The following is a 14,194-nucleotide window of genomic DNA, read 5'->3' as shown; positions in this document are numbered from 1 at the left end:
TCTCTAGAACACCCCGACCCCATGCATTGACATGGTAGCCCGGATGATCCCGGCTACCATGCAATGTCCGCGAGTAGACAAGTAAAGCGGGTGCGGTCACGAACAAACCCAACAGGAGACACACGATGTCCTCTTACGCCCAGGCTGGCGCCGCACAGGCCGCCAACGACGAAGACACCCTTGAAACCCAGGAGTGGCTCGAAGCCCTGGCGGCAGTCCTTGATCGTGAAGGACCGCAGCGCGCCCACTATCTGCTCGAACGCCTGATCGACGAAGCGCGTCGTTCCGGCGCCCATATCCCGTTCTCGCCGAACACCGCGTACGTCAATACGATTCCCCCCGGCCTGGAGCCGGCCCACCCGGGCAACCTGGAGCTGGAATCGCGCATCCGCTCGTACGTGCGCTGGAACGCCATGGCCATGGTGGTCAAGGCCAACAAGCACAACCCGCCGGACGGCGGCGACCTGGGCGGCCACATCGCCTCCTTCGCCTCGCTGGCCACCATGATCGGCTGCGGCCAGAACCATTTCTGGCACGCCGAAGACGAAAACCACGGCGGCGACCTGGTGTACTTCCAGGGCCACACCTCGCCCGGCATGTACGGCCGCGCCTACCTCGAAGGCCGCCTGACCGAAGACCAGCTGAACCATTTCCGCCAGGAAGTGGACGGCAAGGGCCTGTCCTCGTACCCGCATCCGAAGCTGATGCCGGACTTCTGGCAGTTCCCGACGGTGTCGATGGGCCTGGGCCCGCTGATGGCCATCTATCAGGCCCGCTTCCTGAAGTACCTGCACGCCCGCGGCATCGCCGACACCAGCAAGCGCAAGGTCTGGGTGTTCTGCGGCGACGGCGAAATGGACGAACCCGAATCGCTGGGCGCCATCGCCCTGGCTGCTCGCGAAAAGCTGGACAACCTGATTTTCGTCATCAACTGCAACCTGCAGCGCCTGGACGGCCCGGTGCGCGGCAACGGCAAGATCATCCAGGAGCTGGAAGGCGACTTCCGCGGCTCGGGCTGGAACGTGATCAAGCTGATCTGGGGCGGCTACTGGGATCCGCTCCTGGCGCACGACAAGGAAGGCATCCTGCGCCAGATCATGGAAGAGACCGTCGACGGCGAGTACCAGGCGTACAAGGCCAATGACGGCAAGTTCGTGCGCGAGCACTTCTTCGGCAAGCACCCCAAGCTGCTGGAGGCCGTGTCGCGCATGAGCGACGAAGACATCTGGCGCCTGAACCGCGGCGGCCATGACCCGCACAAGGTGTACGCCGCGTTCAACGCCGCCGCTACCCACACGGGCCAGCCCACCGTCATCCTGGCCAAGACCATCAAGGGCTACGGCATGGGCCATGTCGGCCAGGCCAAGAACCCGACCCACCAGCAGAAGAAGCTGGAACTGGATTCGATCCGCGAATTCCGCGACCGTTTCGGCATTCCGATCCCGGACGACAAGCTGGCCGATCTGCCTTACTTCAAGCCGGCCGACGATTCGCCCGAAATGAAGTACCTGCACGAGCGCCGCGCCGCGCTCGGCGGCTATCTGCCGCACCGCCGCGCCAAGGCCGACGAGCAGCTCAAGGCTCCCGCGCTGGAAGCCTTCAAGGCCGTCCTGGAGCCCACCGCCGAAGGCCGTGAAATCTCCACCACCCAAGCCTTCGTGCGCATCCTCAACCAGGTGCTGCGCGACAAGGAACTGGGTCCGCGCGTCGTGCCGATCCTGGCCGACGAATCGCGCACGTTCGGCATGGAAGGCCTGTTCCGCCAGATCGGTATCTACGCGCCGGAAGGCCAGAAGTACACCCCGGTCGACAAGGACCAGGTCATGTACTACAAGGAAGCGGCCGACGGCCAGCTCCTGCAGGAAGGCATCAACGAAGCGGGTGCGATGAGCTCGTGGATCGCGGCGGCCACGTCGTACTCCTCTAACAACCGCATCATGATCCCGTTCTTCATCTACTACTCGATGTTCGGGTTCCAGCGCATTGGCGACCTGGCCTGGGCGGCAGGCGACATGCAGGCGCGCGGCTTCCTGCTGGGCGGCACTGCCGGACGCACGACGCTCAACGGCGAAGGCCTGCAGCACGAAGACGGCCACAGCCACATCCTGGCGTCCACCATCCCGAACTGCGTGTCGTACGACCCGACGTTCGGCCATGAGCTGGCCGTGATCATCCAGCATGGCTTGAAGCGCATGGTGGAAGACCAGGAAAACGTCTACTACTACCTGACGGTGATGAACGAAAACTACCCGCAGCCCGGTCTGACCCAGGGCGACGAGGAAGGCATCATCAAGGGCATGTACAAGCTCAAGTCGCACGGCAAGGGCAAGAACCGCGTGCAGCTGATGGGCTCGGGCACGATCCTGCGCGAAGTCATGGCCGCGCAAGAACTGCTGGAAGCCGACTGGGGCGTGGCCTCGGACCTATGGAGCGTCACCAGCTTCACGGAACTGCGCCGTAACGGCCTGGACGCCGAACGCCACAACATGCTGCACCCCGAAGAGAAGAAGCCGCAGGTGGCTTACGTCACGGAACAGCTGGCCAAGACGGAAGGTCCGATCATCGCGTCGACCGACTACATGAAGCTCTTTGCCGACCAGATCCGCCCGTTCGTGCCCAAGGGCCGCGAATACAAGGTGCTGGGCACCGACGGTTTCGGCCGCTCGGATTTCCGCGCGAAGCTGCGCGAGCACTTCGAAGTGGACCGCCACTTCGTCGTGGTCGCCGCGCTGCGCGCGCTGGCCGACGAAGGCAAGGTGCCGGTCGCCAAGGTGGCTGAAGCCATCAAGAAGTACGGCATCAATCCGAACAAAGCCAACCCGCAATACGCCTGAGGGTAAAGAGACATGAGCAACATCGTGCAAATCAAGGTTCCCGACATCGGCGACTTCAAGGAAGTGGAAGTCATTGAAGTGCTGGTGGCGGTGGGCGACACGATCAAGGCCGAACAAAGCCTGATCACCGTCGAATCCGACAAGGCCTCGATGGAGATTCCCGCGTCGCAAGGCGGCGTGGTGAAGTCGATCAGCGTGAAGGTAGGCGACAAGGTTGCGGAAGGCACGGTCGTGCTGGAAGTAGAAGCGTCGGGCGCAGGCGAAGCTGCCGCCCCGGCTGCCGCGCCCGCCAAGGAAGAGGCTCCCAAGGCCGAAGCCAAGGCTGCTCCGCAGCAGGCAGCCGCCGCCGCACCGGCTGCCGCCTCCGGCCCGGTGAACATCGAAGTGCCGGACATCGGCGACTTCAAGGAAGTCGAAGTCATCGAAGTCATGGTCGCGGTGGGCGACACGATCAAGGCCGAGCAAAGCCTGATCACCGTCGAGTCCGACAAGGCTTCGATGGAAATCCCCGCTTCCCAAGGCGGCGTCGTCAAGGAAGTGAAGGTCAAGGTAGGCGACAAGGTCGCCAAGGGCTCGGTCGTCGTCGTGGTGGAGGGCGCCGCGCCCGCCGCTGCCGCGCCTGCCGCCAAGGCCGAAGCTGCCGCCGCGCCCGCTGCCAAGGCAGAGGTCGCGCCAGCGCCTGCGCCCGCCGCGCAGCGTCCGGCACCCGCTGCCGCGCTGGAAGACGCTAACCTCAAGCCCGGCCAATTGCCCCACGCTTCGCCTTCGGTGCGCAAGTTCGCGCGCGAACTGGGCGTGAACCTCAGCAAGGTCAAGGGCTCGGGTCCCAAGGACCGTATCACCGCCGACGACGTGCGCGGTTTCGTCAAGCAGGCTTTGGCTGCCGGCCCGGCCGCGGCCGCCGCGGGCGGTTCCGCCGATGGCGCCGCGCTGGGCCTCCTGCCGTGGCCGAAGGTCGACTTCACCAAGTTCGGCCCCATCGAAGCCAAGCCGCTGTCGCGCATCAAGAAGATTTCCGGCGCGAACCTGCACCGTAACTGGGTCATGATCCCGCACGTCACGAACAACGACGAAGCGGACATCACCGACCTGGAAGCGCTGCGCGTCACGCTGAACAAGGAAAACGAGAAGTCGGGCATCAAGGTCACGATGCTGGCCTTCCTGATCAAGGCCGTGGTCGCTGCCTTGAAGAAGTTCCCCGAGTTCAACGCTTCGCTGGACGGCGACAACCTGGTGCTCAAGCAGTACTACCACATCGGCTTTGCCGCCGACACGCCCAATGGGCTGGTGGTGCCGGTGATCCGCGATGCCGACAAGAAGGGCATCCTGCAGATCGCCCAGGAAATGACCGACTTGTCCAAGAAGGCGCGCGAAGGCAAGATCTCGCCCGCCGAAATGCAGGGCGGCTGCTTCTCGATCTCGTCGTTGGGCGGCATCGGCGGCACCTCGTTCACGCCCATCATCAACGCTCCTGAAGTGGCCATCCTGGGTGTGTCGCGCTCCTCGCACAAGCCCGTCTGGGACGGCAAGCAGTTCGTGCCGCGCCTGATCGTGCCGCTGTCGCTGTCCTACGACCATCGCGTCATCGACGGTGCCGCGGCCGCGCGCTTCAACGCCTATCTGGGCGCCTTGCTGGCCGACTTCCGCCGCATCGCGCTGTAAACGGGGAGCCCCATGAGCAATACCGTTCAAATCAAAGTGCCGGACATCGGCGACTTCAAGGAAGTCGAAGTCATCGAAGTGCTGGTCGCCGTGGGCGACACGATCAAGCCCGAACAAAGCCTGATCACCGTCGAGTCCGACAAGGCCTCGATGGAAATCCCCGCGTCCCAGGGCGGCGTGGTGAAGTCCATCAACGTGAAGGTCGGCGACAAGGTCGCCGAAGGCACGGTCGTGCTGGAAGTGGAAGCGTCGGACGCTGCCGCGCCGGCAGCCAAGGAAGCTCCGAAGGAAGCTCCCAAGGCCGCCGAGGCGCCGAAGCCGGCCGCCCCGGCTCCGGCCGCCCAGGCCGCAGCGCCTGCAGCGGCAAGCTTCAAGGGCACGGCCGACGGCGAGTACGACATGCTCGTGCTGGGCGCCGGTCCCGGCGGCTATTCCGCCGCCTTCCGCGCTGCCGACCTGGGCCTGTCCGTGGTCCTGGTGGAACGCTACGACACGCTCGGCGGCGTCTGCCTGAACGTGGGCTGCATTCCGTCCAAGGCGCTGCTGCACAACGCCGCCATCATCGACGAAGCCCGCGAACTGGCTGCCCACGGCATCAGCTTCGGCGAGCCCAAGATCGACCTGGACAAGCTGCGTGGCTACAAGGACAGCGTGGTCGCCAAGCTGACCGGAGGCCTCGCTGGCATGGCGAAGGCGCGCAAGGTCACCGTGGTGCATGGCGTCGGCGAATTCGCCGACCCCAACCACCTGACGGTCAAGGCCGCCGACGGCAAGACCCAGACCCTGCGCTTCAAGCAAGCCATCATCGCCGCGGGCAGCCAATCGGTGAAGCTGCCGTTCCTGCCCCAGGACGATCGCATCGTCGACTCCACCGGCGCCTTGCTGCTGCGTGAAGTGCCCAAGAAGATGCTCATCATCGGCGGCGGGATCATCGGCCTGGAAATGGGCACGGTGTACTCCACGCTGGGCGCGCGCCTGGACGTCGTGGAAATGCTGGACGGCCTGATGCAGGGCGCCGACCGCGACCTGGTCAAGGTATGGCAGAAGAAGAACGCCTACCGCTTCGACAACATCATGTTGAAGACCAAGACCGTGGGCGCGGAAGCCAAGAAGGACGGCATCTACGTCACCTTCGAAGGCGAGGGCGCTCCCAAGGAACCGCAGCGCTACGACCTGGTGCTGCAGGCCGTGGGCCGTAGCCCCAACGGCAAGAAGATCGGCGCCGACCGCGCAGGCATCGCCGTGACCGACCGCGGCTTCATCGAAGTCGATCGCCAGATGCGGACCAACGTGCCGCACATCTACGCCATCGGCGACATCGTCGGCCAACCCATGCTGGCCCACAAAGCCGTGCATGAAGGCCACGTCGCCGCCGAAGCCGCCGCAGGCCAGAAGTCGTTCTTCGACGCCCGCGTCATTCCGTCGGTGGCCTACACGGATCCGGAAGTGGCCTGGGTGGGCCTGACCGAAGACGAAGCCAAGAAGCAGGGCATCAAGATCGAGAAGGGCGTGTTCCCCTGGGCCGCCTCCGGCCGCGCCATCGCCAATGGCCGCGACGAAGGCTTCACCAAGCTCATCTTCGACGCCGAAACGCATCGCATCCTGGGCGGCAGCATCGTGGGTACCCACGCTGGCGACCTGATCAGCGAACTGGCTTTGGCGGTCGAAATGGGCGCCGACGTCGTCGACATCGCCAAGACCATCCACCCGCACCCGACCCTGGGTGAGTCGGTAGGCATGGCGGCCGAAGTGGCCGAAGGCGTCTGCACCGACTTGCCGCCGATGAAGAAGAAGTAAAGCGCCGGGCAGCCATGCTGCTGCCCGGTAAAGCAAAAGCGCCGGCCCTGGATAGGGACCGGCGCTTTTTTTTGTGGGCTGCGTTCAGGCGTGCGCTGCGTTCAGGTCTGCGCTGCGCTCAGGCGTGCGTATCGATGCGCGACCCCAGCGTGGCATCCACGGCCAGCACGGGTAGCGACTGCATCAAGGTCAGGGCCGTATCCGCCTGCGCATTGATCGCCTTCTTCAGCACGCGCGCCTGCACTTCCTGCATGAGGTTCGCGTCATTCAAGGCCAGGGCGGTATTGACGGTACTGCTGATCGAAGCGTCCATGCTGGGGGTGTCCTAGTGTGTAGAAGGCGGTACAGGCCGACGCCGAATTATCTCGTGGAGCGCATCTTAATGCACGGAATTCTTGGCAAAGAAATGCGATTTTCAGGCGGCGACGGTAATACCTGGCGCATGCGTCCGTCGCGCCGGCTCCACCACGATCTCCACGTGTTGGTCCAGTGACACCAATGCCCGCATCAGGCGCTCCAACGAGATATTCTGCAACTTGTAGCGCCGAACCTGCGAGACCTTGGGCTGGGTCATGCCGGTAAGCGTAGCGGCGTCGATCTGGCTGAGCCCGCGCTCGTCGATCAGCTTATTTAGCTTGAGCGCCAACGCCGCTTTGGCGGATAGTTCGGCGGCGTCTTCGAACCCCAGGTCCTCCAAGACGTTGTCGGTACCGTGGGAATGGTCTTTACGTGTCATTGCTTACTCCTGCCGGACTCATGCCGGGCCAATACGGCCTTCAAGCGTTTTTCGATGAGTTCGATATCCGGCTGCGGTGTGGCGATGCCGGATTTGGACTTCTTCTGGAAAGCATGCAGCACGTGGACCGCATCACCCATCCGCAAGGTATAGACCGCCCGGAAGGTATCGCCAAGATAGTCGTCGACCATCTCATACACCCGCGGTCCCAGTCCTTTCCAGACCTTGGCCGAAACCGGTTCGCCTCCAAGCTGAACGACGAATAGTGCCACGCCCATGTCTTTCTGGACTTCAATCGGGAACTTCTTGAAGTCCTTCTTGGCGGAGCCCTCCCAGTACAGCAGCTTTCTGTTCATTATTATATCCGTTCGGATATAAATAGCAATGCTTGAACATTCGCTGTAGTGCGTTGAATGACCGCCGGAACGACTCGGCGCTGCGGTGGAGGCTGGAGATATATGCGGTGTGTGAGGTCCATGTCTGCGTAGCGTAAAAAGCCGGGCAGCAGACAGGATAGGGGTGTTCATGACCCGACGTGCCCGCAGATAGGGATGATTTCAGCACTGGCGCGCTGGACGTCGGTTATTTGTGTGTCGTTGATCGGTGTGGCTTTTCACCCGCTAGCGAAAGCCAGAATCAGGGTCGTTCAGCGCCGCTCAGACTCAGTAAGTTTGCCCTCATACGCGATTCCTTAGCGAAGGCTCGTACCCTCAGGGCCGGTTTGGGCACTCGTTGATAGTGCCCCATGCGTGGTTAGGTTCGCAGAATTGCTTGCGTGCGGCCCACGAACAGTCTGGACGCTCGAAAAAGCCCATCGTTGAGCAACGTGCTAACTCCTTCTTCAGCTCGTCAATCCAGGCCATAGGGTTTTCTGCGGGGATCTCGGTCACGCGCAGGATGGATTTGGGCGCGGTGCCAGGATCGTCGCCCGCGTTCGTGGCTACACGTTGCATGGACGCATGCTCAGGCTGCGTAGGCGGGGCGACGCGTGGCTCGGTGGGTGTGGCTTCCGACTTGGGTATCGAGGCTGCTGGCTCCGGTTCCGACTTCGCAGCCGGCAACGACGGGGCTACCGGTGCCGACTCTGGCTGTGTCGACACGGATTCCCCGTTAAGGGGCGGAGGGAGCAGCGGTACTCGTACCGGACTAGCTGTCGTAGCACTGGAAGACGTCGTATTCGGCGAACTCCAAGACACTACCAATAGCACCAGCGCTCCGTAGATCGCCAGCGTGTACAGCACCGTCAACGTGGCATACCCCACGCGTTTGCCCGTGAGAGGTCGCCCGTCTTCGCGTCCGACCAACGCGCGCCAGCCGACGAGCGCGGCGCCGGGCGCGGAAATCAACCACCAAATCACCCGCCGCAGCGGGCCAGGCTCCTGCGGGGAGGGCGTGGCCTGCGCCTGGGCAACAAGTAATTCGCGCAGCGCGCGGTTCTCGTCGCGCAGACGTTGGGTCTGCGCATCCATCGGCGCCTGGGTATCTGGATCCGGGGTGCTGCCGTGCTGCGTAGCGTGTGGATCGGAGGGCGTCGCGGTCATGTTGGAAAACTATGGATACAAAGGCGTGCAATCGGGAGTATGAGCCAAATGGACCGCGTGAAAAGGGAGAACAGTCCGAAAAAATGGGGCTAGATTGCGACGCGGGTGAATACCGTGCCCGGACACCTCGGACTTGGCGGCTTCGTTGCTCATGTCCGTCGTGAGCAAATAGGGCCCATGCAAACTGGGTGCCGTACCTAAAAAAATAAAACAAGCCGGCGTATGCCGGCTTGTTAGTCTCGACGAGGGCGTGAGGGCCCTCGGTCGGTGCCTGGAGAGCAAAGCCTTTCAGCTCTGCGTCTACCCGAGCGTCAGGCGTTGCGGCGTGATTAACGCAGCAGCGACAGAACCGTTTGCGGCACTTGGTTGGCTTGCGCCAGAACCGAGGTACCAGCTTGTTGCAGGATCTGGGCCTTGGTCATGTTCGACACTTCCGTGGCGTAGTCGGCGTCTTGAATACGCGAACGGGCGGCGGACAGGTTGGTGATGGTGTTGTTCAGGTTGGCGATCGTCGATTCGAAACGGTTCTGGACCGCGCCGAGTTCACCGCGCAGGGAGTCGACGTCCGACAGCGCCTTGTCCAGCTTGGCCAGCGGGTTGGCGGTGGAGCCGGTGGTCATGGCGGCCACGCTGAGGTCGCTGCTGGTGAGCGTGTACGCGGCGGTAGCGGTACCCGTCGAAGTGGTCGATTGCGGGTTCACGGCGATGTAGAACTGGGAGGCGGCCCCAGATGCCAGGGCATTGCCATCCGCGCCGACCGTTATGCCGCGGCTGGCCAAGTTTTCGACTTCAGTAGCCGTAGAGGGGGTGACGGTCACGGTGGCATACCAGTTGCCACGACCATCGGACTTCAGATCAGCGCCGAGCGAAATGCTACCCGAGGCAACACCCAGCTTTTGGGCGAAGTCAGCCTGAGCGCCGCTACCGAAGCTGACCGCAGATGCCGTGAATTGGGTATCGTTGCCGAAGACCTTCTTGAATTCGGCCGCCCCCACGGAGGTGGCGGCAGTGCCGTCTGCCTTCGTGATCGCGCCAGATGCGTTGACAGTCGGGCCCGCGACGCTGAAGCTGCCCAGGCCCAGCGTGCCGGCGGTGATTTGCTTCAGATCGATGCTGATGGTTTCGTTGTCGTTGGCGCCGACTTGGATCGTCAGCTTGTTGTCGGCCGACAGGACCTTAACGCCGTTGAATTGCGTTTGGGTCGACACACGGTCGATTTCGTCCAGACGTTGCTGGATTTCGTCCTGGATCGAGCGCAGGTCGGAATCCGAGTTGGTGCCGCTGACCGCTTGCACGGACAACTGACGGATGCGTTGCAGGTTGTTGTTGATTTCGTTCAGTGCGCCTTCGGTCGTTTGAGCGATCGAGATGCCATCGTTGGCGTTACGGGCGGCTTGGGTCAGGCCGTTGACGTTGGCCGTGAAGCGGTTGGCAATGGCTTGGCCAGCGGCGTCGTCCTTGGAGCTGTTGATGCGCAGGCCCGACGACAGGCGCTCGATGGCGCTGCCCAGGGAAGATTGCGACTTGTTCAGGTTGTTCTGAGCAACCAGCGAGAGGTAGTTGGTATTGATAACTGCAGCCATGTTCAGGCTCCCAAGAGAGAAAGGCTTCTTCAAACTGGGCAGCAAGGCCGCCCACTGGTGTTAACGGGAAAGTTCGTCGACTTGGTGTCTAGGAATCTCTCCGTTGCCAGGATTACGGCACTCCAAAATCAATCTTTAGCGCTATTTCGCGAAAGTCGAAATTTTTCTTCCACCTTGTTGTTCTTCCCGGGCGCGCTGGTCATGCCTCAGCGGGTGAGGTCCGACCCCCATGTCGGGGGACCAAGTCGGGGCGGCTATATTGGGTGGCTATGTATGGGACTACCCCTTTGCTGGGTATAGGGCTACCCATCTACGGGGGGCATCCCTCTATAGGGCCATCCATCCTCGTTGTCCCCGGAGGAAAGTAGGCAGGCGTCGTCCGGAACGGTCGATGTGTTTTCGGCAACCAAAGCAAAACGTTTTCGGCACCCAAAGCAAAACGGACGCTCGTTGCGTCCGTTTTGCTGGCACTTCTTTAGTGGCGGCGGTTGCGCGCAGCAGATTGCTGGTGCGCGCGGATGCGCTCAGGCCTAAATCACCTGCGCGATTTGTCCATCCTGCGGCAATTCCTGCCAGGCCTGCTCCTTGAGCTTCGCCCGGATCCGCGCCGTCGCCTGGGACCGCAGCTGGCACACCCGCGCCTCGGTCACGTTCAGGATCGCGCCGATTTCCTTCAGGTTCAGCCCTTGTTCGTAACAGAGCGACAGCAACAGTTTTTCGCGCTCGGGGAGGGCGTCTATCGCATGGATCAGCGCCTGGCGGAAGTCGCCGGCCAAGAGCGAGTCCAGTGGATTACCGCCGGCCGCCCCATGGTTCAGGGTGGCTGCCCAGTCGGACGGGCCGCCGGCAGCGTCGGACTCAGTAGTGAAATCTTCGTAATGCACGATCTGCACGCCTTGGGCGTCGTGCAGTAGCGTCTGGTACTCGTCCAGCGGCATGGCGAGCTGTTGCGCGATCTCGGCTTCGCTGGGCGCGCGCATCAAACGCTGTTCGAGTTGCTGGATCGCCTGCTCGATCTTGCGCGCCTTGGCGCGCACGCTGCGCGGCAACCAGTCCTGGCCGCGGAGTTCGTCCAGCATCGCGCCGCGGATGCGGGTGGTGGCATACGTTTCGAACTGGGCGTCCGCGGTTTCCTGGTAACGGCGCACGGCGTCCAACAGGCCGATCATGCCGGCCTGTATCAGGTCGTCGAGTTCTACGCTGGCCGGTAGTCTGGCGAGCAATTGCAGGGCCAGCTTCCGCACTAGCGGGGCATATTCGACCAGGCTGTCATCTGCGTGGGGCATTGCGGGAATGTCTGGCGGTGTCCATCGTGACGCGTTGTCGGTTGTTGTCAATTCGCGACATTGTCGACAAACGCGCGGCTGCGCTAAAGCTAGCTGGATTGAGTGATCTGCAAGGTGCCATTGTCGGCAAATAAGGGCATTTCATTCCTCAAAGTACGCAATGTTTTGAATGCTTATTTGCCAAATTGACGTAAATTTGTCTGAAATTTTTATGTCAAGCTGTATCTGAAACGGTAAGTTGCGCAACATCAACAAAGTTTTGTCATATAAGTCATAGAAAATGACATCACCTGTGGTAAATTTTACTTAAATTGCGAACAAATGATACATTTCGCATCAATGCGAGGTGTATCGGATGCAAAAGCGGCGGGATTTCCCGAGCTTTTGCTTACACAAGCCCCCATCGGCGGGATAGGGAATAGGGAGTTGGGCGTGCAACAAGTCGAAAATTCATTGCTGACAGACATTCGTGAAGTGAATCTGTCATATTTGTTACTGGCACAACGCATGCTGCGCGACGATTACGCGGCATCGATGTTCCGCTTGGGGTTCAGCAATGAAGTCGCGGACATCCTGATGCGTCTATCGCCGGCCCAACTGGTCAAGCTCGCCAGCTCCAGCTCGCTTCTGTGCCGCTTCCGCTTCGACGACTACAGCCTGCTGTCCGCCCTGACCCATGACGTCCTGGGTGGTGCGCTGCAACAAGCGCATGCAACCATCCTGCTGGCCAAGCAGCCGGTCGAAGAATTGGCCTGACGGCCTGATCATTCCATCCGGAACACATGTAATGGCCACCAAGAGCGTTTCGCAGGAAGCGGATGACATCCTGCTTGCCAGCTCCATGATCACTTTGGGAGCCCGGCTGCAGGTGCTGGAGGCTGAAACCAGTCTCAGCCACGACCGCCTGGCGCGCCTGTACCGCGAAATCCGCGGTTGCTCGCCACCCAAGGGCATGCTGCCTTTCTCGGTCGACTGGTTCATGACCTGGCTGCCGAACATCCATTCCTCGCTCTTCTATAACGTGTATTCGTTCCTGAATACGCGCACCAGCAGCAAGGGCATCCGCGCCACCATCGACGCGTATCGCCTCTATCTCGAGAACGCCGGTACCGATGCCGCCGAAGGCGCGGAGCCCGTCCTGAGCTTCACCCGCGCCTGGATGCTGGTGCGATTTTTCGATAGCGGCATGCTGCAAATGTCCGCCTGCCGCCAGTGCGGTGGGCATTTCATCGCCCATGCCCACGATCCCCAGTCGGATTTCGTGTGCGCGATCTGCCGTCCGCCACCCCGCGCCGGCAAGACACGCGCCGCGGCCAAGGCGCGCGCCGGCACCCGTGCCGCGCCCACTGCGAATACCGCCCGGCTCTGACCTGCGGTATCCAAATACATCAAAAGCCCTGGAAAACCCCCCGTAACCCGCCTTTTTGGCCCGGGGGGAACAGGGGATCATTGACGCCGTTGTTTTGCCTCCGGGCCGCCCCAAGGCAAAAAGCCCCCTTGGGGGCAGCAAGCCGAAGGCGCGGCGTGGGGGGGGGGCATTGTTGCCGCCGGGCCGCCCCAAGGCAAAAAGCCCCCTTGGGGGCAGCAAGCCGACGGCGCGGCGTGGGGGGGGCATTGTTGCCGCCGGGCCGCCCCAAGGCAAAAAGCCCCCTTGGGGGCAGCAAGCCGACGGCGCGGCGTGGGGGGGGCATTGTTGCCGCCGGGCCGCCCCAAGGCAAAAAGCCCCCTTGGGGGCAGCAAGCCGAAGGCGCGGCGTGGGGGCATTTTTGCCGCCGGGCCGTCCCAAGGCAAAAACGCCCCCTTGGGGGGCAGCAAGCCGAAGGCGCGGCGTGGGGGCTTTTTTTTGACTTCGTTGGCAGGGGCCTGATGTGTTGATTGTTATCGGTTTTCTCGTGGTGGCCGTGTCGGTCGTCGGCAGCTTCATAGCGCTGGGCGGCCACCTGGGCGCGCTGTACCAGCCGTTCGAGCTCACCCTGATCTTCGGGGCGGCCTTCGGAGCTTTCCTCGCCAGCAACAGCAAGAAGTCACTGATGCTGGTCAAGGCCGCGCTGCCGGACACGCTGAAGAGCTCGCGCTATGGCAAGGACGTATACATGGAGCTGATGGCGCTCCTGTACGTGCTGCTGAACAAGGCGCGCCGCGAAGGCCTCATGGCGATCGAATCGCATATCGAGGACCCTGAATCCAGCCCGATCTTCAGTGAATATCCCCGCATCGCCAAAGACGCCAAGCTCATGGAGTTCATCACGGACTACCTGCGCATCATGATCAGCGGCAACATGAGTTCGTTCGAAATCGAAACCCTCATGGACGAGGAAATCGAGACCTACCGCCATGAACGCGAGGTGCCTGTGCGTGCCCTGCAGCAGATGGCCGACGGCCTGCCGGCCTTCGGTATCGTGGCCGCGGTGCTGGGCGTGATCAAGGCGCTGGCCGCCGTGGATCAGCCCCCCGCTATCCTGGGTGACCTGATTTCCAAGGCGATGGTGGGCACTTTCCTCGGGATTTTGCTGGCTTACGGCTTCGTGGGTCCGCTGGCCTCGCGCGTCGAGCGCCGCAGCGACGAAGCCACCAAGATTCTGGAATGCATCAAGACCACGCTGTTGGCCAGCATGAACGGTTATCCGCCCCAACTGGCGGTCGAGTTTGGCCGTAAGGTGCTGTTCTCCGCGGTGCGTCCGACCTTCGGTGAGCTGGAAGAGCACGTCCGGCAAGCCAAGTCCGCGACCCCCGGCAAGGCCTGACGGAGCAGGCC

At 62.4% G+C, this 14,194-nt stretch carries 12 protein-coding genes; 6 read left to right on the top strand and 6 right to left on the bottom strand.

Annotated features, from left to right (window positions below; genetic code table 11):
- The first annotated feature begins 125 nt into the window (after positions 1-125).
- Genes aceE through lpdA form a run of 3 tightly spaced genes read left to right on the top strand, consistent with a single transcriptional unit; the run spans position 126 to position 6,293 of the window.
- Positions 126-2,834 (top strand): pyruvate dehydrogenase (acetyl-transferring), homodimeric type, encoded by a 2,709-nt coding sequence (gene aceE / locus VCS63_RS22140; protein WP_063642557.1) that lies wholly within the window; start codon positions 126-128, stop codon positions 2,832-2,834.
- A 12-nt stretch (positions 2,835-2,846) separates the two neighbouring features.
- Positions 2,847-4,496, top strand: a complete 1,650-nt coding sequence (aceF, locus tag VCS63_RS22135) for a dihydrolipoyllysine-residue acetyltransferase (RefSeq protein WP_323881034.1) — start codon at positions 2,847-2,849, stop codon at positions 4,494-4,496.
- Between the two features lie 12 nt (positions 4,497-4,508).
- On the top strand, positions 4,509-6,293 hold the full coding sequence (lpdA, locus tag VCS63_RS22130; protein ID WP_063959812.1) for a dihydrolipoyl dehydrogenase: 1,785 nt from the start codon (positions 4,509-4,511) through the stop codon (positions 6,291-6,293).
- A gap of 118 nt (positions 6,294-6,411) precedes the next feature.
- Here the strand turns inward: lpdA and VCS63_RS22125 are convergent, their stop codons facing one another.
- From VCS63_RS22125 to VCS63_RS22100, 6 genes are all read right to left on the bottom strand, one after another.
- Entirely contained in the window at positions 6,412-6,606 is a 195-nt protein-coding gene (locus VCS63_RS22125; protein WP_063642554.1) for a putative motility protein, read from the bottom strand.
- A gap of 102 nt (positions 6,607-6,708) precedes the next feature.
- Complete coding sequence (locus tag VCS63_RS22120; protein ID WP_175201715.1) at positions 6,709-7,029, bottom strand: helix-turn-helix domain-containing protein; 321 nt, start codon at positions 7,027-7,029, stop codon at positions 6,709-6,711.
- The gene (locus VCS63_RS22115; RefSeq protein ID WP_175201716.1) at positions 7,026-7,385 is read right to left on the bottom strand and encodes a type II toxin-antitoxin system RelE/ParE family toxin; all 360 of its coding nucleotides are present in this window, start codon (positions 7,383-7,385) and stop codon (positions 7,026-7,028) included. Before VCS63_RS22115 ends, VCS63_RS22120 begins: the two co-directional genes overlap by 4 nt.
- Positions 7,386-7,739: 354 nt before the next feature.
- The gene (locus tag VCS63_RS22110) at positions 7,740-8,570 is read right to left on the bottom strand and encodes a hypothetical protein (protein ID WP_323881033.1); all 831 of its coding nucleotides are present in this window, start codon (positions 8,568-8,570) and stop codon (positions 7,740-7,742) included.
- Between the two features lie 329 nt (positions 8,571-8,899).
- Positions 8,900-10,153: a FliC/FljB family flagellin gene (locus tag VCS63_RS22105; protein WP_323881032.1), complete on the bottom strand. Its 1,254-nt coding sequence runs from the start codon at positions 10,151-10,153 to the stop codon at positions 8,900-8,902.
- A gap of 530 nt (positions 10,154-10,683) precedes the next feature.
- Positions 10,684-11,439: an RNA polymerase sigma factor FliA gene (locus VCS63_RS22100; protein WP_063642544.1), complete on the bottom strand. Its 756-nt coding sequence runs from the start codon at positions 11,437-11,439 to the stop codon at positions 10,684-10,686.
- A gap of 432 nt (positions 11,440-11,871) precedes the next feature.
- Here VCS63_RS22100 and flhD point away from each other — a divergent pair, with 432 nt between their 5' ends.
- The 3 genes from flhD (at position 11,872) to motA (ending at position 14,183) form a co-directional block, all read left to right on the top strand.
- The gene (gene flhD, locus VCS63_RS22095; RefSeq protein WP_013393369.1) at positions 11,872-12,195 is read left to right on the top strand and encodes a flagellar transcriptional regulator FlhD; all 324 of its coding nucleotides are present in this window, start codon (positions 11,872-11,874) and stop codon (positions 12,193-12,195) included.
- Between the two features lie 31 nt (positions 12,196-12,226).
- The gene (flhC, locus tag VCS63_RS22090) at positions 12,227-12,808 is read left to right on the top strand and encodes a flagellar transcriptional regulator FlhC (RefSeq protein ID WP_063642543.1); all 582 of its coding nucleotides are present in this window, start codon (positions 12,227-12,229) and stop codon (positions 12,806-12,808) included.
- A 499-nt stretch (positions 12,809-13,307) separates the two neighbouring features.
- Positions 13,308-14,183 carry a flagellar motor stator protein MotA gene (gene motA / locus VCS63_RS22085; protein WP_042793263.1) on the top strand — a complete coding sequence of 292 codons (876 nt, stop codon included), beginning with the start codon at positions 13,308-13,310 and terminating at the stop codon, positions 14,181-14,183.
- Positions 14,184-14,194 lie beyond the last annotated feature (11 nt).

Origin of the sequence: Achromobacter sp. D10 (genome assembly GCF_035282245.1) — a bacterium.
Lineage (GTDB): Bacteria > Pseudomonadota > Gammaproteobacteria > Burkholderiales > Burkholderiaceae_B > Achromobacter > Achromobacter insolitus.
The sequence above is the reverse complement of the archived record's forward strand: the minus strand, read 5'-3'. Positions and strand labels throughout refer to the sequence as shown.

What these genes read in the sequence shown, in the direction of transcription:
- VCS63_RS22110 (WP_323881033.1), bottom strand. Translation starts at nt 8,570, where the DNA reads ATGACCGCGACGCCCTCCGATCCACACGCTACGCAGCACGGCAGCACC.
- lpdA (WP_063959812.1), top strand. Translation starts at nt 4,509, where the DNA reads ATGAGCAATACCGTTCAAATCAAAGTGCCGGACATCGGCGACTTCAAG.
- aceF (WP_323881034.1), top strand. Translation starts at nt 2,847, where the DNA reads ATGAGCAACATCGTGCAAATCAAGGTTCCCGACATCGGCGACTTCAAG.
- VCS63_RS22105 (WP_323881032.1), bottom strand. Translation starts at nt 10,153, where the DNA reads ATGGCTGCAGTTATCAATACCAACTACCTCTCGCTGGTTGCTCAGAAC.
- VCS63_RS22125 (WP_063642554.1), bottom strand. Translation starts at nt 6,606, where the DNA reads ATGGACGCTTCGATCAGCAGTACCGTCAATACCGCCCTGGCCTTGAAT.
- VCS63_RS22100 (WP_063642544.1), bottom strand. Translation starts at nt 11,439, where the DNA reads ATGCCCCACGCAGATGACAGCCTGGTCGAATATGCCCCGCTAGTGCGG.
- VCS63_RS22120 (WP_175201715.1), bottom strand. Translation starts at nt 7,029, where the DNA reads ATGACACGTAAAGACCATTCCCACGGTACCGACAACGTCTTGGAGGAC.
- aceE (WP_063642557.1), top strand. Translation starts at nt 126, where the DNA reads ATGTCCTCTTACGCCCAGGCTGGCGCCGCACAGGCCGCCAACGACGAA.
- flhC (WP_063642543.1), top strand. Translation starts at nt 12,227, where the DNA reads ATGGCCACCAAGAGCGTTTCGCAGGAAGCGGATGACATCCTGCTTGCC.
- VCS63_RS22115 (WP_175201716.1), bottom strand. Translation starts at nt 7,385, where the DNA reads ATGAACAGAAAGCTGCTGTACTGGGAGGGCTCCGCCAAGAAGGACTTC.